Source organism: Sinomicrobium weinanense, assembly GCF_018863395.1.
Classification (GTDB): Bacteria; Bacteroidota; Bacteroidia; order Flavobacteriales; family Flavobacteriaceae; genus Sinomicrobium; species Sinomicrobium weinanense.
The window spans coordinates 112,761-134,562 of record NZ_JAHKRR010000002.1; the positions used below are offsets into that span (position 1 = coordinate 112,761).

Below are 21,802 nucleotides of genomic sequence, written 5' to 3' on the forward strand. Positions count from 1 at the left end.
AGTTAGAAATACGAAGTTAGAAGTATAAAACGACCGAACTAAAGGAAAAACAGCCTAAAACCTGCAACTTTAAACTTTGAACCTTGAACATTAAACCACAAACAACGATCAGCCGATGAAAATAGCCATCATAGGAACCGGAAACCTCGGCCTTTCCATAGCCAAGGGCCTCATCATCAACAACGCGGTGACCACGCTTTACCTGACAAAAAAAAACCCGGATTCCATTAAAAGCTGGGAAGAATACGGAAATGTCACAGTCACCTCCGACAACCGGCAGGCCGTACAGAATTCTGACATTCTCATCTTTGCCGTACAGCCCCGGCAATTTGAAGGTATCCTTCACGAAATAAAGGATTTGCTGAATGACAAGCACGTCCTTATCTCTACCATAACCGGATTTAAGATCAAAAAGATCGAAGCTATTGTCGGTGACGACAACTACATTATACGGAGCATGCCCAACACGGCTATCTCTGTCGGAAAGTCCATGACCTGTATATGTAGCAACGAAAAAGGGAAACAGCGGGTGGAACTCACCAGGGCTATTTTTAACAAACTGGGCACCTCCATAGAGATCCCCGAAGAACAGATGCGGGCAGCCACAGTGATCTGTGCCAGTGGTATTGCCTTCTGGATGCGCCTGGTCCGCGCCACCACACAGGGTGCCATACAACTCGGTTTCGATGCTAAAGAAGCCCGGGAACTAGCCATGCACACCTGTATGGGAGCCGCCAGCCTCCTCGTAGAATCGGGTAACCATCCCGAAGAAGAGATCGACAAGGTCACCACACCCCGGGGATGTACCATAGAAGGCCTTAACGAAATGGAACACAGCGGACTGAGCTCTTCCCTCATCAAAGGGATCGTAGCTTCATTTAACAAAATCAATCAAATTGCCGATTTGTAGAAAACGACGTAAGATTGCAGGACTTAAGACATAGGATCGTGAAGATAAGATCTGTCTTTTCGAACTTGTTATTAAGCATCGGTTTAAAAAATTATTTACCAAACATGAAATTTTGGAGTGCAAGGCATCAGACCACAAACCATCATACGTCATAAGTCTTACAGTCCTAAGTCAAAAAAAGATAAAAATGAAACTATTCGACGTTTACCCATTATATGATATTACTCCGGTACGGGGAAAGGACGTTTTTGTTTACGACGAAAATAACACATCTTACCTGGATCTTTACGGAGGTCATGCCGTGATCTCCATAGGGCATTCCCATCCCCGGTATGTATCGGGCATTTCCGGGCAGTTGCAAAGACTTGGCTTTTATTCCAATGCCATACAGAACCCGCTACAAGCCGAACTGGCCCAAAAACTCGGCGCCCTTTCCGGGTGTGACGATTACGAACTCTTTCTCTGCAACTCCGGGGCCGAAGCCAATGAAAACGCCTTAAAGCTCGCCTCCTTCCAGACAGGAAAGGCACGCGTTATTGCCTTTAAAAATGCCTTTCACGGAAGGACATCCGCCGCAGTAGCTGCCACAGACAACAAAAACATTGTTGCCCCGCTTAACGCACAACACCGGGTAACCTTTCTGGAAATGGGAGACACCACTTCCCTGGAAAGCGAACTTCAAAAAGGAGATGTCTGCGCCGTGATCGCAGAATTTATACAAGGTGTAGGCGGACTGGATGAAGCCCCCGCCGGTTTCTACGAAAAAACCGATAAACTCTGCAAACAATACGACAGCTTGTTCATCGCCGACGAAATACAGTGTGGATACGGCCGTACAGGTGATTTTTTCGCCTTTCAGAAGTATAACATAACACCAGATATCATCTCCATGGCCAAAGGTATGGGCAATGGTTTCCCCGTAGCAGGCATCCTTATACACCCATCCATAAAGGCCAGACACGGCATGCTGGGCACCACCTTCGGAGGCAATCACCTGGCCTGCGCCGCAGCCATAGCCGTACTGGATGTGCTGAAAGAAGAAAACCTTATGCAGAACGTCACCGAGATTTCCGCATATTTTACCGAAAAAGCCAAATCCATACCCCAAATAAAACAAATCAAAGGCCGGGGATTGATGCTGGGACTGGAATTCGATTTTAAAGTGGGTGAACTCCGCAAAAAACTCATCCATGACAAACATATCTTCACCGGCGGAAGCAGTAACAAGAAATTGTTGCGTATTTTACCTCCGCTCACCGTGAAAAAAGAACATATTGATACGTTTTTTGACGCACTTAAAACAATTCTTCCCTCGTAAGAGAAAGAAAAGCTCCCCTCTTGAGAGGGGCCCGGGTGTGTAAAGCAAAAAATTTGAAAAGAAGAAAAATCATTCCATATAACCCAAAACTAAAAGAGCTCGCCAGGCAGTCACGTAACAATAGCACCAAGGCCGAGATCATTCTCTGGACAAAACTGAGAAGAAAACAACTATACGGATATGATTTTCACCGGCAGAAACCCATAGATAATTATATTCTCGATTTTTTCTGTCATGAACTTATGTTGGGTATTGAAGTGGATGGATACTCACATGGTATCGTGGAAGTTTATAAAAAGGATGTACAAAAAGAACAAACAATGAGCAGATTAGGGATACAAGTCCTTCGGTTTACGGACGAACAGGTTCTGAAAGATACTGAAAATGTGTTGAGGGCTATTGAGGCTTATATACATGAATATGAAGTACACACCCCCAACCCCTCTCAAGAGGGGAGCTAAGTTTCGTTTTCCTGAAGGAAAACATCTGATAACCACGTAACCCAAGATATAATCAACTCCAAAACTCCCAAACTAAATAACTTATTAACTAAAGAACAAATGAAACATTACCTGACAACAGACGACATAGAAAACCTCCCGAAAACCATAGCAGACGCTATTGCCTTAAAACAGGCCCCTTATAAGTTTGAACAACTCGGTAAACACAAAACACTGGGGATGTTGTTCTTCAATTCCAGCCTGCGTACCCGCCTCAGCACACAAAAAGCGGCCATGCAACTCGGAATGCAGGTCATGGTGATGAATTTTTCGGGAGAAGCCTGGTCGCTGGAGTTTGAGGATGGTAGTGTTATGAACGGTTCCACCTCCGAACACATCAGGGAAGCTGCAGCGGTTATATCGCAATACTGTGATATCATAGCGGTCAGGGCCTTCCCTACCCTCACGGACAAGCAGAAGGACGAAAATGAATACGTGTTAAAGAGTTTCCAGAAATACGCCTCCGTCCCTATTATAAATATGGAAAGTGCCACCGGGCACCCACTTCAGGCGTTGACCGATGCTATTACCATTACCGAACAGAGAACAAGGGAAAAACCCAAAGTGGTCCTCTCCTGGGCTCCGCACCCCAAGGCATTGCCCCATGCCGTGGCCAATTCCTTTACCAGCATCATGCAAAAGATGGATGCAGACTTTGTCATCACCCATCCCGAAGGATATGAACTCAATCCGGAAGTCACTGGCGATACCCCGATCATCTACAATCAGGATGAAGCCCTGAAAGATGCTGATTTCGTTTATGTAAAAAGCTGGAGCTCGTACAGGGATTACGGTAAAGTGTTGCACACCGATCCCAACTGGAGGATCACAGCCGACAAAATGGCGCTGACCAACAACGGCAAATTTATGCACTGCCTGCCCGTAAGGAGAAACATCATTGTGGATGACGCTGTTCTTGACAGCCCGCAATCCATCGTCATACCACAGGCCAATAACCGTACCTTTGCAGCACAGGTAGTTTTAAAACAGATCCTTGAATCTATATAATGACGATGTAGAGACGAACGGTCGTTCGTCTCAAACGAGACCGGGATTTAACAGCCCATTAAAAATATAAAAATGAAACCCAAACTATCCATAGTCAAAATAGGTGGTAACATCATCGAAAACGAATCGGCATTAAGCGATTTCCTCCGGGACTTTGCCGTAATGGAAGGCCAAAAGATCCTTGTTCACGGCGGGGGGCGAACAGCCACCCGTATTGCCGAACAACTCGGAGTCCCTGCAAAAATGGTAGGCGGCCGGCGGATCACCACCCGCGAAACACTCGACGTCATTGTCATGGTCTACGGTGGGCTCGCCAATAAAAACATCGTCTCCCGCCTGCAAAGTTTCGATTGCAATGCCATAGGCTTATCGGGTGCCGACGGCAACATTATTATTTCCGACAAAAGGCCCGTTAAGGATATTGACTACGGTTTTGCCGGGGACATCAGGCAAGTAAACGCCACAACTATAAAGGCCTTGCTCGAAAGTGGGATGACCCCTGTATGCTGCGCCATAACCCACAACAAGAAAGGACAATTGCTCAATACCAATGCAGACACCATCACCTCTGAAGTAGCCATCGCCATGAGCGAACACTTTGAGACTTCGCTCTACTACTGTTTTGAGAAAAAAGGGGTATTGCGAAGCGTGGAAGACGACAATTCGGTCATAGAGCACATCAACACGGAAAAATACGAGCAATTACTCCAGGAAAATGTCATATCAGACGGCATGCTGCCCAAAATGCACAATTGCTTTAATGCCCTGCAACGCCACGTGCACAGGGTATATATAGGCCTGCCGGGGATGATCGCAGGAAAGGAAAAACTGTTTACAACGCTAACGTTATAATATAGATTGATCGTAAAGACGCGCGGCTGTGCGTCTCAAGCGAGATTATCTCCTTAAAAGATATAAAGTAAAATGATAGACCAACTCAAACCATCGGCCATAGCGCTTTTAGAGCAACTGATAAGCACCCCTTCCTTTTCATCCGAAGAGGACCGGACTGCGGCACATATCGAAAATTGGCTTCGATCAAACAGCATACCCTTTAAGCGTAAGGACAATAACGTATATGCTTTCAATAAACACTTTAAAGAAGGTAAACCCACCCTTTTGCTGAATTCGCACCACGATACCGTAAGGCCCAATACCGCCTACACCAAAGATCCCTTTGATGCACATATAGAAGATGGCAAGCTCTACGGATTGGGGAGCAACGATGCCGGAGGGTGCCTTGTATCCCTGCTGGCCACCTTCGTTTATTTCTACGATAAACCCGACCTGAATTACAATCTGGTCATAGTGGCTTCTGCCGAAGAAGAAAGTTCCGGCGATAAAGGGCTAAACAGTATGCTCCCCATACTACCCCACATCGACGTGGCCATAGTAGGCGAACCCACTCTGATGCAGCTTGCCATAGCCGAAAAAGGACTGGTGGTATTCGATGCCGTGGTCAGGGGCACACCCAGCCATGCTGCACATCCTAACGATAATAACTCCATATACAACACCATCAGGGTGCTGGAATGGTTCAGGGACTATCGCCTTGAAAAAGTATCTGAAGTCCTGGGGCCGGTAAAGCTGACCGTGACCCAGATCAACGCCGGAAAGCAGCACAATGTCGTCCCCGCCGACACCAACCTCGTTATCGACGTGCGGGTCAACGACAAATACACTAACCAGGAGATCGCAGACCTTCTGCGGGCAGAATCCCCCTGTGATGTTATTACCCCGCGTTCGTTAAGGCTTAATTCATCATCCATACCGAAGGATCATCCACTGGTACAGGCAGGAATAGCTTTAGGAAGAGAAACCTATGGTTCGCCAACGCTGTCTGACCAAGCTGTATTGACTTGTCCTTCCCTTAAACTGGGACCAGGAGACTCTACCCGCTCTCACTCTGCAAATGAGTATATTTACGTACGCGAAATTGAGGAAGGCATTGAGCTATACATCAAATTAATGGAAAAGGTTTTGTAACGCATCAAACCAAAAACCTTAAACAAGAAACCACAGAAACCACAAAACATGAAACTCTGGGACAAAGGCTTTAGCACAGACCAAAAAATAGACCATTTTACCGTAGGCAATGACAGGGAGCTGGACCTGCTCCTGGCCAGATATGACGTTATCGCCTCTACGGCACATGCCAGAATGCTGGGTAAGATAGGACTGCTTACCGAAGAAGAAACCGGGCAACTCGTCACGGAACTCGAACATATCCAAAAGGACATCGAAGCGGGGAAATTTACCATAGAGGACAGTTTCGAGGACATGCACTCCAAGATAGAGTACCTCCTGATCCAAAAACTGGGCGACACCGGAAAAAAGATACACACCGCCCGCTCCCGGAACGACCAGGTACTCGTGGCCATGCACCTGTACCTCAAAAACGAGTTGCAGGAGATCAGGCAGCAGACGGCTGACCTTTTTGGCCTTCTCCTGGAACTTGCAGAAAAACACAAAGACACACTCCTTCCGGGCTACACCCATTTACAGATCGCCATGCCCTCCTCTTTCGGGCTGTGGTTCTCCGCCTATGCCGAGAGCCTTATCGATGACCTCTACTTTATCGATGCCGCATACAAGGTCGCCGACCAGAATCCACTGGGAAGTGCCGCCGGGTATGGCAGCTCCTTCCCCATAGACCGAAGCTATACTACTAAGGAACTCGGTTTCGAGACCATGAAATACAATGTTGTAGCCGCGCAGATGGGCCGTGGCAAGGTAGAGAAAAGCACCGCCTTCGGATTGAGCAGCATTGCCGCTACCCTCTCCAAAATGGCTATGGATGTGTGCCTGTACATGAGCCAGAACTTCAATTTTATCTCCTTTCCAGACGAACTTACTACCGGGAGCAGTATCATGCCCCACAAAAAGAACCCCGATGTGTTTGAGCTTATCCGTGGCAAGTGCAACAAAATACAGGCCGTGCCCAACCAGCTCACCCTGATCACCAACAACCTCCCCAGCGGATACCACCGTGACCTCCAACTCGTCAAAGAAGTCATTGTCCCTGCCATTCAGGACCTCAAGGCCTGCCTGGAAATGGCCGCCTTCACCCTGAAGGATATCCGGGTAAACAAAGGTATCCTCGAAGATCCCAAATACGATTACCTCTTTAGTGTTGACACCCTAAACGAACTCGTACAGTCGGGCATGCCCTTCCGGGACGCCTATAAAAAAATGGGTATGGACATCGCTGAAGGCAACTTTAAACCTAAGCGGGACATACATCATACACATGAGGGCAGTCTGGGTAATCTCTGTCTGGATCAGATCCGGGAGAAAATGCAAAAAACACTGTAAAGAATACTTGTCATTATGGAAAAGTTAATTGTACATAAAGACGGATTCTGTATCTCAACAGATAAAACAAAATTAAACATCGGGATCATATATAAATTTTTATCAACCGAAGCATACTGGTGCCTGAACATCCCAAAAGATAAGGTATTGAATTCAATACAAAATTCATTATGCTTCGGAATTTATAAAGATGACGAACAAGTAGGTTTTGCAAGAGTAATTTCCGACTTTTCCACCATTGCCTATCTCGGCGATGTTTTTATACTGAATAATTACAGAGGCATCGGATTATCTAAATGGCTGGTAAAAACCATCATGGATCATCCCGACCTGCAAGGCTTGCGAAGGTGGATATTACTTACCGGTGATGCTCACGGATTATATAGACAATTCGGATGGACTGATATCGCCGATCCCACAAAATGGATGGAGCTTTATAACAAAAAAATATACTCAAAATAAGACCAAAATATATCAGCATTCACTGAAAACAATGATTACCAGATCATTATTCAGCATTAATATACTTAACATATACAAGCCATTCAAAGACCAAAACACGGCATTACGATAGTACAACACAAAATTTACGACAATATACGACAATTCAACAGGGCGTTAATCATAATACATTTACTCCCATATATTGTTACAATAATATAGCCCTGCCCGTCTTTATTTCCGGGTACGGCTTATTTCCTTACTCCGCTGCTGTACTTCCCGGACCAGCAAAGGAAGTGCAGGCTGCACCATATTATGCCCGTAACCCTCCAGTTCATACAGCTCTGTATCCTTATGCCCGGCAAGTTTCATCATCCGTAGAAAATAGGCGTTCTCCTCATACCTGCCCAGCATTTCTTTCTCCCGGTCACCGGTGATCAGTAACATGTGAGGGGCATCATCACGAACGTGGTAGAGCGGGGCATATTGGTCTATTAAAGGCTGTATATCCGAAAGCCCCATTTCCTTCCGGATATTAAAGTGGGTTATGGTATGCCCGCTAAAAGGGATGACCTCGGCTATTTTATCCGCATCAACATGATGGGGTTTGAGATAATCCTTGTCCAAGGCGGCCATCATGGCCAGGTATCCGCCTGCGGAATGCCCGGAAACGAAAATAAGGTCCGGATCACCGCCGTATTCCCCGATGTGTTTAAAGACCCAGGCAATGGCAGCGGCCGCATCCTTTATGCACTGCTCTGACTTCACTTTGGGAGAAAGCCGGTATCCTGCACCAACCACGGCAAAACCCTTGTTTTTCAACGCTTCGGGAATTTCCCTGCTTCCCCCGGTGAGCCCCCCACCGTGAAACCATATCACCGTAGGATAATTATCCAGGTTCACGGGATAATAGATATCTAACTTACATTTTTCATTTACATAAGAGTCTTTTTCACTCAGTGAATCAGAATAATAAAGAACATCCATCTCCGTCTTGTAGTTCTCCTGGGAAAATCCGGAGAACCCGGTAAAGAGCAACAAAATAATACAGCATTTTGTTTGTAGTGATCCGGGGAGTATGATATTAATCATAAGGTATTGATTTGAATATATGTGTTTTGTTTCAGTTGAAAGACCAATTTACTGTATTATCCCATAGGTAAGAAAACAAAAAGAGGTAATTCTGTTAAAGTATTTGACCTATCTCCCGGTTCGACTCATTCAATGGGATTCAACGCCCCAGGGAAGTTACCATCCAGAAGGCAAATACAGAAATGACAAACCAGAGCAGGCATCCCATGATAAAAAGCCTGCCTCCTACGGCAGCAACGGTCTTCCTGGTAAGCCCGCATCCGATGAGAAAAAGGGTAAGCGTAAGGGCCGATTTGGATATCTCAACAACATACGGACTGATATACCGAACGGAAGGAACATAAGTGTTCAGTAACATACCAAGGATAAACAACCCAATAAAATAAGGGATCTTTATCTTACTGCCCTTTGTTCTGAATATTACGGAAGAACACAGGGCCACGGGAATAATCCATAGCGCCCGGGCCAGTTTTACGGTTGTGGCTACCTCCAGGGCTTCGGATCCGTACTTTGCAGCCACACCTACCACCGAACTGGTGTCGTGAACTGCTACCGCACTCCAAAGCCCGAAAGTGTTCTGGGAAAGCCCCAGAAAATGCCCTATGGGAGGAAAAAGGAACAGTGCCAGGGAATTCAGGACAAACACCACCCCAAGGGCCACCGAGATTTGCTTTTCCTGGGCTTTTATCACGGGAGCTATGGCGGCAATGGCACTACCGCCACAAATGGCCGTACCTACCGATACCAGGAAAGCGGTCTTTTTTTCGATTTTCAGAACCTTGTGCAACACAAACCCCAGCACCAGTGTCCCTATGATGGAACCAACGGTGAGCATCAGGCCTTCCCTGCCCGCCTTTAATGCACTCTCTGCATGCATTCCAAATCCCAGCCCCACCACGGAAAATTGCAACAGAAGATGGGAAGCCCGGTGGTTGAGGTGCATATACGGATGCCCCATGACCTGCGCTGTCATCACTCCGAGAAGCAGGGCAACCGGCGGGGAAACGAAAGATGAAAGACAAAGGAGAACCAGGGCGATAAAGATAATTTCCCGAATGCTGACATGCTTATTGAAAATCTCTTTTACGACAAGCGTACGGAAGTCTATTCTGCTTTTTGATTTCCTGTTCATAGTTGCAAGTTTTACCCTGCAAAGTTCCCCTGCCCCGGTGAGTTATGGAAATCACTTATGGGAATGTAGTATTACCTGTAGTTATAACGAAGGGCAAAATCCATAAAAAGCCCTGTGAGTATATCGGCATGGCCCTGTAACCGGACAAAATAAAAGAGCCGTTCTATCTCCAGCCCTTCCACATCTATAATAGAACAGCTATTATTCTGAAGTTCGCTTTGTATGGTATAGACAGAAAGAAATGCCAGGCAACCGGAATGTTGCAGGTATAGTTTTATACCTTCACTACTGGTGAGTTGAAGCGCTATGTGCAGATCGGATATTTTTATATGCAATGCCTGAAGGGCATGGGTTATTACATCTAAAGTACCGGAACCAAATTCACGTATCAGTAAAGGTTGCTGTTTTAATTCCTCTGTATCTATGGTCCCTTTCAGGGCCGCCGGGTGATCAGCAGAACCGGTCAGGACGATTTCATCCCGGATAAAGGGCGTATACTTCAATCCCGGCGATTTGGACACGCCTTCGGTAACCCCGAGATCAATGTCCTTGTTTTCCAGCAATTTTTCTATCCATTCCGTATTCCCCACCAGGAGTTCGATATCCACATCAGAATATTTTTCCCGGAAAGCGGGCAATACTTTAGGCAATATATAATTGGCTATCGTGGTACTGGCCCCGATACGCAGCTTCCCTACCTGCTCTCCCGATAAGGCGTGCAGGTCTGTTTCCAGTTTCCGGTATATTTCAAATATCTTCTCCGTGCTTTGCAGCAGCAGCTCCCCTGCATAGGTGAGTTGTATTTTTGTTCCGTTACGTTCGAACAACTGTATCCCGTATTCCTGCTCCAAAGCCTTTACATGCTTGGTTACCGCGGGCTGGGAAATATACAGTTCACGGGCGGCACGGGTAAAATTAAGCCGTTTGGCCACGGTGTGAAAAACCTTTAAACGAAAATCGAGCATGGTGTAAAAGTATGAATTAAAATCTGTCTGTCTGCCCGGTCCTGCATTTTAACTTTTACACAAAACCTTCCAAAACAACTGATCCTTTTTCAACAGCCTCCTTTTTAACATTTCCCTTAATTTTATCCTAAACATCACGCTTATCTGCCCGGAAAGTTTAACTTTGCACAAATCCATTAAATTGAGTTTCGAATCACAACAGGTGATTTTCAATACAATCCCGCTTGTAGATCGTAGCTCTTAAATCGTGAATTATTAAAATAATAGATAAATGAAAAAGATCGGCTTATTGTTTTTTATGGTACTTGTTGCCGTTTCCTGCGGTAAAAAGGACGGCTATACGATCACTGTAAAATTGGACGGTGTGGAAGATGGCAAACAGGTATTCATGAAAAAAGTAGATGAAAACAATCAGCCTGTGGATGTGGATTCAACCGAAGTGAAAAACGGGGAATTTACTTTTGCGGGAAAAGCGGATATTCCGGAAATACATTATATTATTGTAGACCAGGTTGGAAATATTCCGGTGATCGTAGAGAATGGGGATATTGAAATAGAAGCCTATAAAGACAGCATTAACTTCTCTAAAATGGGAGGTACGCCGTCTAACGACGACTTTTATGCTTTTATCAACGGTACACGCAGTATCGGAGAAAAGATCAACGCCCTGCGCGAACAGATGATGAAGGCTTCACAAGAAAAAGACACGGTAACCATAGCTACTTTACAGGATACCTATGCCGATATCATGGATGAGGCCAAGGAATATGAAGTGCAATTTGTTACCGACAATCCGGATTCTTATATCTCTGCCATAGTGCTTGAAAAAATACTCCAGTCCAAGTCACAGTCTCCGGAAAAGGTAAAGGAGCTGTTCTCCACCCTGACCGAGGAGGTAAAGAAAACCAAGCCTGCACAACGAATAACTACGCAATTGGAGCAAGCATCCAAGTTGTCCATAGGTGCTGTGGCCCCCGATTTCTCCGGTCCTACTCCCGAAGGAGAAACCCTGACCTTAAAAGATATCAAAGGAAAAGTAACCATTATCGATTTCTGGGCGGCATGGTGCAAACCCTGCAGGGCCGAAAATCCACATGTGGTTTCGCTCTACAACAAATATAAAGACCAGGGATTGAGCATCATCGGTGTTTCCCTGGACCGAAAAAAGGAAGATTGGGAAAAAGCCATCGAAGAAGATCAACTTCCCTGGCATCATATTTCTAACCTGAAGTTCTGGCAGGACCCCATTGCACAGCTCTATAACATAAAGGCTATCCCCGCTACCTTTATCCTCGATGAAGAAGGCAAGATCGTGGCTAAAAACCTGCGCGGTGAAGATCTCGACGCCAAACTGGCCGAGCTTTTTGAAATGTAAAAATCCATTACCAGATATAAGAAAGGCTATCCGTGAGAGATAGCCTTTCTTATTTTCTGTTTTTCCTTTCCTCCTAATACAGTATCACAGCCAGCTCCTTAGCTCCCTGTGCTCCTTTTACCAGAGTTTGTTCTATATCTGCCGTCTTGGACGGGCCTGCCATAAACAGTCCGAAACCAAAGGTTTTCCCCTCCTCTATCCTGGCATAGGCCTCGTGCATGGTGGCCACTAAGTGGTTACGGGAAAGCAGTATTATCAGTTTTTCGGGAATAAAGGCGAGCAGGCGGGACGTCAGTTCCTCATCGGTGAACCAGAGGGCAGCGTTTTCCACCACTCCGAAAGAGGCCTCCGCGACAAACACTCCCGGGATATTGTCTTGATCAAAAGGCATATCTTCATCAAATACCAATGGATATTTTTCCCGCAGACGGGGAACGGACGATTGTATTTTTTGCCCCTCGCTCCACTGCGTTATGATCCCTGTGATGTTTTCTTCTTCCCCGAGAAACACCTCGGTCCCGGAAGCCTCTGCCGTACGTACATACTCTTCTACCAGGGCCGTTTTGTCATACAAAAGGTCTATCTCCGGCCTGGGAAGCGGGTCCCCGCACGCTTTTTTTAAACTATCGAGTATCTTTTCCTTACTGTTCATCGATCCTTAAACTTTGATATGTCTGAAGTAGGAGTTTATATTATTTTTGTCTTTTCTTATACCATTGCCGGAAGGTTTCCCCGGGCACTTCCGGGAACACCCTGGCCTTTTTGCCGTCTTCTCCTTTACTGTTCCAAGGGTTGAATTTTGACTGCAACAGGCTTTTCGGCACCCATCGGAACGCCGTAGTGACCATCCCGTATTTTTTATGGCTTTTCAATATGCTGCTTCCCACTTGCATACTCATTTTTTTGGATGTATCGGCAGAGGTTTCATCTGTAAGTTTTTGCCTCCATTTATACAATAGCCCGGCCAGGTCTATTTTTACCGGACATACATTATTGCACGAACCACAGAGTGTAGAAGCAAAAGGAAGGTCCTTGTTTTTTTCTTTGCCGTAGAACGGGGCCAGTACGCTCCCGATGGGTCCGGGGACCGTATGGTGATAGGAATGTCCGCCGGAACGCCTGTACACCGGGCAGGTGTTCATACATGCCCCACAACGGATGCAACGCATGGCCTGGCGGAATTCCGGATCGGTATAAATATCAGTACGCTTATTGTTCACTATGATGATGTGCTGTTTCACATCCGGTCGCGGCTTCCTGTAATGTGAGGTAAAAACGGTAACTGGCTGTCCGGTTGCCGAACGGGCGAGCAACCGGGTAAAGACCGCCAGTTCCTTATACCCCGGAACGAGTTTTTCCAGTCCCATACAGTGGATCACCGTTTTTTTACTGTGCACCCCCATATCCGCATTGCCTTCATTGGTGCAGACCACTACGGCGCCGCTTTCGGCAACCCCAAAGTTTACGCCGGTTATTGCCGCATCAGCTTTTATAAAGTCCTTTCGCAATGCTTCCCTGGCCGCAGCAGTGAGATAGCCCGGATCGGCATTGCCTTTTTCTGTTTGCATCTTTTCGTGAAAAGTGTCGCTGACTTCCTCTTTTTTCAGGTGAATAGCAGGGACAACAATATGACTGGGGTGTTCTTTCCTGAGCTGGACTATCCTTTCGCCAAGATCGGTATCCACCACGTCGAATCCCTCTTTTTCCAGATAAGGGTTCAACCCGCATTCTTCCGTAAGCATGGATTTGCTCTTCACTACGGACCGAGCATTATTTTCACGGAGTATGGAGGCGGTGATCTCGCGAAGTTCGGCATCGTCCCATGCCCAATGTACCTGCATTCCGTTTTGTAATGCATTTTCCTCGAAGGTTTGCAGGTAATCTGCCAGGCGGGACAGGGTATGGTCCTTGATCGCAGCAGCAGTGCTTCGCAGCTTCTCCCAATCCTCTATGGTATCGCGCTGTTTATCACGTTTGGCTCTTAAGAACCACAAGGCATCATTATGCCAGTCCGTTTTGTCGGAGGTGGTTATAAATTCTTTGCTCAGATTTGCATGTGTTCCTTTCATGATTCATCTGTTAGGTTTGGTATTCGGTGGTTGGTATTCAGTGGTTGGGTACTTGGTGATTAGCCTTCGGCTCAATCCTTTTCTGAGCATTTCGACAACCCCATATAAATTCCTTCAAAATGCCCAGAAGACCGGACGTAACCGAATACAGATTACTGATTACCACTTCCCCCTTCTTCCGAATTGAGCAGTTCTGCTATGTGCATTATTTTCATCGGGCTGTTCTCCGCCTGGAACACCCCTTCCAGGTGCATGAGGCACGACATATCGGTAGCAGTTACATATTCGACACCTGCCATAGACATACCCTTCATCTTATCGCTTCCCATCTTTACGGAAACTGCTGCTTCAGACACGGCAAAGCTCCCGCCAAAGCCGCAACATTCATCGGCTTTGGGCGGAACAACCAATTCGAGTCCGTCCACTGTGGAAAGTACTTCTTCTATTTTGGAATAGTGCGGTACTTTTAGTTCTGAAGGCGTCCCCAGGTTTAATCCCCTAAGGCCGTGACAGGACAGGTGTAATCCCACTTTATGAGGGAAAGATGCCTTTAGTTTTTCAAGGCCGGTAACGTCGTGAAGAAACTCGGTGAGCTCCCTTACCCTGGACAGTTCTTCTTTCCCAACCAACGGCTTCAGCAGATGATGGGTAAGATGGGATGAACAACTGGCCGACGGGGTTACCAGGTAATCTACCTCCTGCAGGGCTTTCAAAAATGGTTTTTCGTAACCACGGGTCATTTTTTCATATCCGCTGTTGGCCATAGGCTGGCCGCAACACAAGGGGTCTTGTAAAAAAACAACAGTGCATCCCACTTTTTCCAGCACTTCCAAAGTATCTTTCCCCACTTTCGGGTATAGCTGGTCTATATAACAGGGCACAAACAGTCCTACAAGCATTACAAGGCAGATTTAAAATCAAATATCCTGGTCATCAGTCGCCATTTTTCCCTGGGTTTGCTTCCCGGCATGGCCTGTTGGTATTTCCACATCAGCTTTTCCCATTCCTGAACTTTCGTGTTCGAGGCATCCATAAATTCTTTCTGCTTAAAGGAAAAATCGTCATCAGTTTCCATGATCATAAACAGGCGGTTCTGAATACGATATATTTCCATGTCTATAATACCACTTTCGCATATGCTTTTCAACACTTCGGGCCACACTTTCGCATGATGAGCTTCGTATTCGGCGATCAGCTCATCATCTTCTTTTAAATCCAAGGCTAAACAATACCGTTTCATTGCTTGTTCACAGTTTAAATGTTGCAGGTTGCAAGTTAGGAGGACCGGCTACGGATCAATATACTTTTTTGTGTACCCAGGTACCGTATATACTTATATAAACAAAGCAAACCAGTGGCAGGATAAACGAAAAATTCACTTCCGGAACCCCGGTAATTAATACATCGGATACACCAGACCCTCCGATATCTATGATAAGGGCCTGGAACTGGGGCATCAGGGCTCCTCCCACAATAGCCATTACCAATCCGGCCGCTCCTATTTTTGATTGTTCTTCAGAAAGGCCTTCGAGGGCTATACCATAAATCGTGGGGAACATCAGTGACATGGCAAAGGATATACCTACTATACTGTACAGCCCGAACATTCCATTGATCCAGATGGTACCGATACAGAATGCTATGCCGAGCAAGGCAAAGGCCATCAGTAGCCTTCCGGAACTCATAAAGCGAAGCATATACGTACCTATGGCACGTCCTACAAGGAAGAGTATAAAAGCGACAAACTGGTAATACGCCGCATCGTCACTGCTTACTCCCAGGCCTTCGGCATATTGGTATATGTAGGTCCAGCACATGATCTGTGCACCTACATAGAGGACCTGTGCCAGTACTCCAAGAATATATTTTTTGTTCCGGAAAAGCCCGGAGAATGTTTCTTTCAGGCCAGGAATACCTCCTTCATCTCTTACCTGCGGCATCTTGCTCACCACGATCAACACAAATACGGCAAGGATCACAAGCCCCAGAGCTACATAAGGGTCTCTTATCACCATGAGGTCTGAAGTACGGATCATGACTTTCGTGGCTTCATCCAGGGCGCTGAAGTCTTCCACATCTACGGATTGTAGTTTCCTAAGGACAAATTGCTGTGCTACCAGGAGCCCGAGAACCAGCCCGAGAGGGTTAAACGCCTGCGCCAGGTTGAGTCTTTGTGTTGCGGTTTTAGTGTCTCCCATGGCCAGGATATAAGGGTTGGCCGTAGTCTCTAAAAAGGCCAGGCCGAAAGTCAGGATATACAATCCGAGGCAGAAGAACCAGAATTTTTCAGTGATGGCCGCCGGGTAGAACAGTAGTGCCCCTCCGGCATACAGGGCGAGGCCTATGAGGACCCCTGTTTTATAGGAATATTTTCTGACGAACAGTGCTGCCGGAAGTGCCATACAAAAGTACCCGCCGTAAAATGCCATCTGCACCCAGGCTGCCTGTGAATTATTGAGTTCCAGTACTTTTTTAAAAGCCTGCACCATAGGATCGGTAACGGCGTTTGCGAAACCCCAGAGGGCAAAAAGGGAAGTCACAAGAATAAAGGGCAGCAGGTTCTTTTTCGGAACCACGGGTGATAATGTTTCTTTCTTCACTATTTTATGGGTTTTTATTGGGATTGATCGATCTCTGACCGTGCTTAATTCTTTATCGGGTTTTAATTTTTTCAGGTTAATGCCCTGTCCAGGTGTACGTATCCCCCGTCTACGTACAGCAACTGTCCGGTAGTATGACTCGACCTGTCAGACAAAAGGAAGGCCACTGTATTGGCTATTTCCTCAGCGGTGGTCATACGTTTTTCCAGGGGTATTCTTTCGGTAATTGTCTTTAATTTTTCTTCGGAATCGGGAAAGGTCTTTATCCATTTTGCATACTGCGGCGTATAGCATTCCGATACGATCACCGCATTGACACGGATGTTATACGGAAGCAGTTCCACCGCCCATTCCCGGGTAAGTGCATTCCGGCCACCATTGGCCGCTGCATACCCGGAGGTGCCACCCTGGCCGGTAAGCGAGGTTTTAGAACCGATATTGACTATGGCTCCCCGGTTTTTTTTCAATTCGGGCAGAACGAGATGAGCCATCAGGTAATAATGGGTAAGGCTTTTGTTGATGGAGGCCACAAACTGCTCATAAGAGCCATTTTCGAGGCTTACACCATCGTTTACCCCGGCATTGTTGACCAGGCCATCTATCCTTCCAAACTTCTTCAGCACCTCTGCAACCGCATTGGCACATGCTTCCGGATCGGTTAGTTCGCCTATTACGGCACCGGCCTTTCCTCCTTTTTCTTCTATCGCACGGATGGCTTTCTGGTTGTCACTCTCATTTCTTCCCACAATAACGGGGATCGCGCCTTCTCCGGCAAGCACTTCGCATATTCCATAACCGATGCCTTTTGCTCCCCCGGTCACTATGATCACTTTCTCGTCTAAATGTAAATTCATACCTGCATTTTCCTGTTTTTCGGCACAATTTAAGCGCTAAAAATAGCTTAAAAAAAATTTATATGGCCTAATATTAACGATTTAACATTTGTTATTCCTATTGTTTTATTCTTTTGGATATTAGGAACTGCCTGAGTTTTATTCCCTTCGACAGGCTCAGGACATCGCCCTTCGACAGGTGATGTACTGAACCCGCCGAAGTGCTCAAGGCAACGCCTTTCGACAGGGGTAAAGGATTGATAGGAGATTGATCCGGCTACGCCGGGAGATTGAATGGGATTGAAATGTTTAAGGTCAATCTCCCGATGGCGATCGGGATTCAATCTTCCTCCAATCTTCCATCAATGTCCTATCAATCTCCGTTATTTTTCAGATTGATCTGCATTTTGTTTCGGAGCAAGATCACTCCCCAGCCATATTTTTTGTCCGGCCGGAAGTTTTATCTCCTTTTCGGTACCGTTATAAAGCAACCTGCATGTTTTGGCTTTTTTGGAATACAGGCCGAGGCCGGTCAGTTTACCATCTTTCCATGTTATATCCACTTCTGTATTTCCTCTTGCTACCAGTCCTTCCACTTTTCCCGTTTTCCAGTTTTCCGGAAGGGCGGGAAGTATCCGGATAAATCCTTCATGCGACTGCATCAGCAATTCGGCTACACCGGCGGTAAACCCAAAATTCCCGTCGATCTGGAACGGCGGATGCATATCGAACATATTGTTTGCCATGGATATTTGCAGAAACTTCCGGATGTTCTCTTCCGCAGAAACCCTGTCCAGTAAACGGGCATTGAAGCTGATCATCCAGGCCCTGCTCCACCCGGTGCCCGCGCCTCCGTGTTCGAGGCGATAATCAATGGTCTTTTTGGCGGCAGCAAAGGCTTCCCCATCTTCCTGGGTGATCTTGCTCCCGGGATGCAGGGCATACAAATGCGACATATGACGATGCCCTTTCTCGGCTTCCTCAACGGGCTTGTTCCATTCGAGTATCCTTCCGTCCTCTCCGATAACCACTCCGGGATACAGGTTTTGCAGTTTGGCTCTTACTTCTTTGGTAAAATCGTCCTCTATGCCGAGCACCTGTGCCGCATTGAGCGTATTTTCAAACACTTCGCCTATGATCTGGTGCCCCATTGCAGCACCGGCGGAAACGGCTGCCGGTTTTCCGTCTCCGGCGATATACGAATTTTCGGGAGAGGTTTCGGGAACAGAGATCCAGTTTCCGTTTTCATCTTTTACCAGCCAATCGAGATAAAAAGAAGCAAAGGCCTTTAAAGCCGGATATGTTCTGTTTTTTAAAAACGTGGTATCCCCGGTATAGCGATAATGCTCCCAGTAGTGTTGCGCCAGCCATCCGCCGCCATGTATCCAGGAGCCCCAGTATGGCTGTTCTGCCCGCATCCATGCGGATGCCCACAGATCGGTAGCATGGTGTATTACGGTTCCGCGGTTGATGCCGTATTGTTCCTTTGCCGTGATCTTTCCGCGTTCTATCAGCCGGTCCGTAAAATCGAAAAGCGGCAGGTGGAATTCGCTCAGATGGGTTACTTCGGCTGGCCAGTAGTTCATTTGTAAATTGATATTGAGATGATAGTCGGCATTCCAGGGGGCTTCGATATGTTCGTTCCAGATCCCCTGGAGATTGGCCGGGTTGGTACCGGGCCTGGAAGAGGAAATAAGCAGATACCTTCCGTACTGGAAGAGTTTGGCCATAAGGTCCGGATCGTCCTTTCCATCTCTTATTCTTTTCAGTCTTGCCTCCGTAGGAATCGAATCCAGTTCTGCGCCACCGAGGTCGAGAGCCACTCTCTTATAATATTTCTGATGATCTGTTACGTGTGCCTGTAAAAGTTCATCGAAGGTCTTGTCTTTTACGGTTGTGAGTACCCGGGTGTTTTCTTTTTCGTAATCGTTGTTGTAAAACGAAGTACTTCCGGTCAGGATCAGGGTGGCCTTTTTTACATTTTCGAGCCGTAATTTACCGTTATCGGCTTTTACGGTGCCGGAATTGTGCCTGACCTGTAACCTGGTCTCGAAGTTCACTCCTTTATCTATCGGAAAAGGCTCAGACTTTACCACTCCCCCGTATTGTGTTACCGTACCTTTCATGCTTATCTCATCGGGAGCAGGATTGGAAACGGAGACCGTGGGATGCCCGTGATCTTCCGGGCGGTCCAGCCTTAGTGAAAAATCCATGCCCTCCCCGGCTGTCGTGGCCAGCTCTATAACGAGTACATTATCGGCTGCAGACGCAAATACTTTTTCGGTGTAAGTATTCCCATCCGCTGTATACCGTACAGAAGCCACCGCACTGTCGAGGTCCAGTGAACGGGTGTAGTTTTCTGTTGTTTTATCCTTGTCGAAGTCAATATACAGATCACCCATGGTCTGGTGCGATTTCAGCATGGTCTTATAGGAAAATCGTTTTACGATCTCCTGGTCTGCTTCGTGCACTTTTCCTTCTTTGACCAGTTTGCGAAGGTACTCCAGGTCTTCCGGCGTGCCTTTTGAATCGCCAAGGTCCGGACCTCCCGGCCACATGGAATCTTCATTTAGCTGTATACGTTCGTGCGCCGGGTCTCCGAAGATCATAGCGCCGAAACGTCCGTTCCCTACGGGAAGTGCTTCCATCCATTCGGCTGCCGGCCGGGTATACCAGAATTTATCGGTTTTGCCAGGTTCTTTTCCTGTTTTATCATTGCAGGAAAGCAGTGCAAAAACGGAAATAATGTATACCAATATACTTATACCCTTAATTCTTTTCATCTATTGTTCTGAAGATGTATTATTTTCCGCTACTTTGATCTTGAATGTCCACGCTTTGGTACTGCCGACAGCTCTCAGAGCTTTCCGGGGAACTGAAACCGTTACTCCTTCTCCTTCGGTATACTTCCATTCCAGGGGTTCGTCGTAACCCAGTAAAAGAACTTCCGATCCTTCTTCGGGCTTAAGGTGATCAAAACGGATCCTCTTACCTGGTTTTTCAAAACTTACAGCATAATAAATCGGTGTTCCTTTTTTCCGGGTAAACCGGATATTTTCACCCTGTTTATACCCCGTATCCGGGCTTTCCGTGCCGTATATCGCTTCACCGTTGACCTTGATCCATTCCCCGATGTCTTCCAGCCGTTCTACGCTGGCATCGGGTATATTCCCTAGGGCATCGGGCCCTACATTGAGCAGGTAATTCCCTCCCTTGGCGGCGACATCAACGAGATTACGGATGAGGGTTTCCGAGGATTTCCAGTTGTTGTCATCGGTTTTGTATCCCCAGGTATCGTTCATCGTCATACAGGATTCCCAGTCAAAATCGGAAGTACCGTCCAGTATTTCCTGTTCGGGAGTGCCGAAATCTCCAGCATAGTCACTGTCGTCGCGGTTCATGCCCTGCATGCCCTGTCGCCCTTTGTCTACCCGGTTGTTGATAATGATCTCCGGTTTAAGGCTGCGCACATATTCATACAGTGCAAGTCCCTGCTCATGGGTAAATTCTTTCTCCCATTCCCCGTCAAACCACAGGATGGTGGGATCATAGGCGTTAACCAGTTCTTTTAGCTGGGGTTTGAGATAGTTTTCCAGGTAATCGGCAAAACGCGCTTCATTATTTTCCGAGGGCTCCCCACCCGCATAAGTGTCGGCATGAGAATCGGGATGGTGCCAGTCCATAATGGAATGGTAGAGTCCGAATTTTATTCCCTGGGCCTTACAGGCGTCAGAAAGGGCCTTCAGCACATCTTTGCCATAAGGTGAAAAATCTACAATATCATAATCGGTGATTTTTGAATCCCAAAGGCAAAAACCATCGTGGTGTTTGGAGGTAATGACCAGGTACTTCATTCCGGCCTTTTTCATCAGGGAAACCCATGCTTCTGCATCGAATTCCGTGGGATTGAACTGCTTTGCATATTCTTCATAAACGTCCACGGGAATTTTTGCATTGTACATGATCCATTCTCCTATACCCTTTGCCTCTTTCCCTTCGTATCTCCCCGCAGGTACGGCATAAGCTCCCCAGTGGATAAACATACCAAAGCGGGCGTCGCGCCACCAGGCCATACGCTGGTCAAATGCCTCTTCGGACTCTTCCAGGTAATTCACGGTTTCTTTTTCGGCAGGCTGTTTTTCGGGCTTCTGCTCCTTTTGCTTCTCCTTGCAGGCTACGGCCAGAAAAGCCGTCAGTACTAAAACATGTAATGTCCTCATAATTTTTGGCGTTATGGTTGTTAA

The 21,802-nt window shown here is 46.8% G+C and carries 20 protein-coding genes; 9 read left to right on the top strand and 11 right to left on the bottom strand.

Features of this window, described 5'->3' with window-relative positions:
- Positions 1-115 precede the first annotated feature (115 nt).
- From proC to KN811_RS06195, 8 genes are all read left to right on the top strand, one after another.
- Positions 116-910 carry a pyrroline-5-carboxylate reductase gene (proC, locus tag KN811_RS06160; RefSeq protein WP_187967628.1) on the top strand — a complete coding sequence of 265 codons (795 nt, stop codon included), beginning with the start codon at positions 116-118 and terminating at the stop codon, positions 908-910.
- Between the two features lie 187 nt (positions 911-1,097).
- On the top strand, positions 1,098-2,228 hold the full coding sequence (locus KN811_RS06165; protein WP_216334725.1) for an aspartate aminotransferase family protein: 1,131 nt from the start codon (positions 1,098-1,100) through the stop codon (positions 2,226-2,228).
- Positions 2,229-2,281: 53 nt separating this feature from the next.
- The gene (locus tag KN811_RS06170; RefSeq protein ID WP_187967251.1) at positions 2,282-2,689 is read left to right on the top strand and encodes an endonuclease domain-containing protein; all 408 of its coding nucleotides are present in this window, start codon (positions 2,282-2,284) and stop codon (positions 2,687-2,689) included.
- A gap of 99 nt (positions 2,690-2,788) precedes the next feature.
- Positions 2,789-3,736, top strand: coding sequence for an N-acetylornithine carbamoyltransferase (locus KN811_RS06175; protein ID WP_187967250.1), 948 nt, complete (start codon positions 2,789-2,791; stop codon positions 3,734-3,736).
- Positions 3,737-3,808: 72 nt separating this feature from the next.
- Positions 3,809-4,588 (top strand): acetylglutamate kinase, encoded by a 780-nt coding sequence (gene argB, locus KN811_RS06180; protein WP_187967249.1) that lies wholly within the window; start codon positions 3,809-3,811, stop codon positions 4,586-4,588.
- 72 nt (positions 4,589-4,660) lie between these two features.
- Complete coding sequence (locus KN811_RS06185) at positions 4,661-5,722, top strand: M20 family metallo-hydrolase (protein WP_187967248.1); 1,062 nt, start codon at positions 4,661-4,663, stop codon at positions 5,720-5,722.
- A gap of 48 nt (positions 5,723-5,770) precedes the next feature.
- Entirely contained in the window at positions 5,771-7,051 is a 1,281-nt protein-coding gene (gene argH / locus KN811_RS06190; protein ID WP_187967247.1) for an argininosuccinate lyase, read from the top strand.
- 15 nt (positions 7,052-7,066) lie between these two features.
- Positions 7,067-7,513: a GNAT family N-acetyltransferase gene (locus tag KN811_RS06195; protein ID WP_187967246.1), complete on the top strand. Its 447-nt coding sequence runs from the start codon at positions 7,067-7,069 to the stop codon at positions 7,511-7,513.
- Between the two features lie 213 nt (positions 7,514-7,726).
- Here the strand turns inward: KN811_RS06195 and KN811_RS06200 are convergent, their stop codons facing one another.
- The 3 genes from KN811_RS06200 to KN811_RS06210 all read right to left on the bottom strand — a co-directional run bounded on the left by KN811_RS06200 (position 7,727) and on the right by KN811_RS06210 (position 10,681).
- Positions 7,727-8,584, bottom strand: coding sequence for an alpha/beta hydrolase (locus KN811_RS06200; protein ID WP_187967245.1), 858 nt, complete (start codon positions 8,582-8,584; stop codon positions 7,727-7,729).
- 139 nt (positions 8,585-8,723) lie between these two features.
- Positions 8,724-9,716 carry a YeiH family protein gene (locus KN811_RS06205; RefSeq protein WP_187967244.1) on the bottom strand — a complete coding sequence of 331 codons (993 nt, stop codon included), beginning with the start codon at positions 9,714-9,716 and terminating at the stop codon, positions 8,724-8,726.
- 71 nt (positions 9,717-9,787) lie between these two features.
- A complete protein-coding gene (locus tag KN811_RS06210) occupies positions 9,788-10,681 on the bottom strand; it encodes a LysR family transcriptional regulator (protein WP_187967243.1) in 894 nt (297 codons plus the stop codon).
- Positions 10,682-10,952: 271 nt separating this feature from the next.
- On the opposite strand from KN811_RS06210, the gene KN811_RS06215 reads away from it, so the two are divergent.
- Positions 10,953-12,056, top strand: a complete 1,104-nt coding sequence (locus KN811_RS06215; protein ID WP_187967242.1) for a TlpA disulfide reductase family protein — start codon at positions 10,953-10,955, stop codon at positions 12,054-12,056.
- A gap of 73 nt (positions 12,057-12,129) precedes the next feature.
- On the opposite strand, the gene KN811_RS06220 is transcribed toward KN811_RS06215, so the two are convergent.
- From KN811_RS06220 to KN811_RS06255, 8 genes are all read right to left on the bottom strand, one after another.
- A complete protein-coding gene (locus KN811_RS06220) occupies positions 12,130-12,708 on the bottom strand; it encodes a LutC/YkgG family protein (RefSeq protein ID WP_187967241.1) in 579 nt (192 codons plus the stop codon).
- Between the two features lie 40 nt (positions 12,709-12,748).
- A complete protein-coding gene (locus KN811_RS06225; RefSeq protein WP_187967240.1) occupies positions 12,749-14,125 on the bottom strand; it encodes a lactate utilization protein B in 1,377 nt (458 codons plus the stop codon).
- Positions 14,126-14,277: 152 nt separating this feature from the next.
- Positions 14,278-15,024: a (Fe-S)-binding protein gene (locus KN811_RS06230; protein WP_187967239.1), complete on the bottom strand. Its 747-nt coding sequence runs from the start codon at positions 15,022-15,024 to the stop codon at positions 14,278-14,280.
- On the bottom strand, positions 15,024-15,365 hold the full coding sequence (locus KN811_RS06235) for an L-rhamnose mutarotase (protein ID WP_187967238.1): 342 nt from the start codon (positions 15,363-15,365) through the stop codon (positions 15,024-15,026). Before KN811_RS06235 ends, KN811_RS06230 begins: the two co-directional genes overlap by 1 nt.
- Before the next feature lie 55 nt (positions 15,366-15,420).
- Entirely contained in the window at positions 15,421-16,725 is a 1,305-nt protein-coding gene (fucP, locus tag KN811_RS06240) for an L-fucose:H+ symporter permease (protein ID WP_187967237.1), read from the bottom strand.
- A gap of 71 nt (positions 16,726-16,796) precedes the next feature.
- Entirely contained in the window at positions 16,797-17,579 is a 783-nt protein-coding gene (locus KN811_RS06245) for an L-fucose dehydrogenase (RefSeq protein ID WP_187967236.1), read from the bottom strand.
- A 362-nt stretch (positions 17,580-17,941) separates the two neighbouring features.
- Positions 17,942-20,341, bottom strand: a complete 2,400-nt coding sequence (locus KN811_RS06250; RefSeq protein WP_187967235.1) for a glycoside hydrolase family 95 protein — start codon at positions 20,339-20,341, stop codon at positions 17,942-17,944.
- On the bottom strand, positions 20,342-21,778 hold the full coding sequence (locus KN811_RS06255) for an alpha-L-fucosidase (protein ID WP_187967234.1): 1,437 nt from the start codon (positions 21,776-21,778) through the stop codon (positions 20,342-20,344).
- Between the last annotated feature and the right edge of the window lie 24 nt (positions 21,779-21,802).

What these genes read in the sequence shown, in the direction of transcription:
- KN811_RS06250 (WP_187967235.1), bottom strand. Translation starts at nt 20,341, where the DNA reads ATGAAAAGAATTAAGGGTATAAGTATATTGGTATACATTATTTCCGTT.
- argH (WP_187967247.1), top strand. Translation starts at nt 5,771, where the DNA reads ATGAAACTCTGGGACAAAGGCTTTAGCACAGACCAAAAAATAGACCAT.
- KN811_RS06195 (WP_187967246.1), top strand. Translation starts at nt 7,067, where the DNA reads ATGGAAAAGTTAATTGTACATAAAGACGGATTCTGTATCTCAACAGAT.
- KN811_RS06215 (WP_187967242.1), top strand. Translation starts at nt 10,953, where the DNA reads ATGAAAAAGATCGGCTTATTGTTTTTTATGGTACTTGTTGCCGTTTCC.
- KN811_RS06165 (WP_216334725.1), top strand. Translation starts at nt 1,098, where the DNA reads ATGAAACTATTCGACGTTTACCCATTATATGATATTACTCCGGTACGG.
- argB (WP_187967249.1), top strand. Translation starts at nt 3,809, where the DNA reads ATGAAACCCAAACTATCCATAGTCAAAATAGGTGGTAACATCATCGAA.
- KN811_RS06210 (WP_187967243.1), bottom strand. Translation starts at nt 10,681, where the DNA reads ATGCTCGATTTTCGTTTAAAGGTTTTTCACACCGTGGCCAAACGGCTT.
- KN811_RS06220 (WP_187967241.1), bottom strand. Translation starts at nt 12,708, where the DNA reads ATGAACAGTAAGGAAAAGATACTCGATAGTTTAAAAAAAGCGTGCGGG.
- KN811_RS06225 (WP_187967240.1), bottom strand. Translation starts at nt 14,125, where the DNA reads ATGAAAGGAACACATGCAAATCTGAGCAAAGAATTTATAACCACCTCC.
- KN811_RS06185 (WP_187967248.1), top strand. Translation starts at nt 4,661, where the DNA reads ATGATAGACCAACTCAAACCATCGGCCATAGCGCTTTTAGAGCAACTG.
- KN811_RS06245 (WP_187967236.1), bottom strand. Translation starts at nt 17,579, where the DNA reads ATGAATTTACATTTAGACGAGAAAGTGATCATAGTGACCGGGGGAGCA.
- KN811_RS06235 (WP_187967238.1), bottom strand. Translation starts at nt 15,365, where the DNA reads ATGAAACGGTATTGTTTAGCCTTGGATTTAAAAGAAGATGATGAGCTG.
- KN811_RS06205 (WP_187967244.1), bottom strand. Translation starts at nt 9,716, where the DNA reads ATGAACAGGAAATCAAAAAGCAGAATAGACTTCCGTACGCTTGTCGTA.
- KN811_RS06200 (WP_187967245.1), bottom strand. Translation starts at nt 8,584, where the DNA reads ATGATTAATATCATACTCCCCGGATCACTACAAACAAAATGCTGTATT.
- KN811_RS06255 (WP_187967234.1), bottom strand. Translation starts at nt 21,778, where the DNA reads ATGAGGACATTACATGTTTTAGTACTGACGGCTTTTCTGGCCGTAGCC.
- KN811_RS06230 (WP_187967239.1), bottom strand. Translation starts at nt 15,024, where the DNA reads ATGCTTGTAGGACTGTTTGTGCCCTGTTATATAGACCAGCTATACCCG.
- proC (WP_187967628.1), top strand. Translation starts at nt 116, where the DNA reads ATGAAAATAGCCATCATAGGAACCGGAAACCTCGGCCTTTCCATAGCC.
- KN811_RS06175 (WP_187967250.1), top strand. Translation starts at nt 2,789, where the DNA reads ATGAAACATTACCTGACAACAGACGACATAGAAAACCTCCCGAAAACC.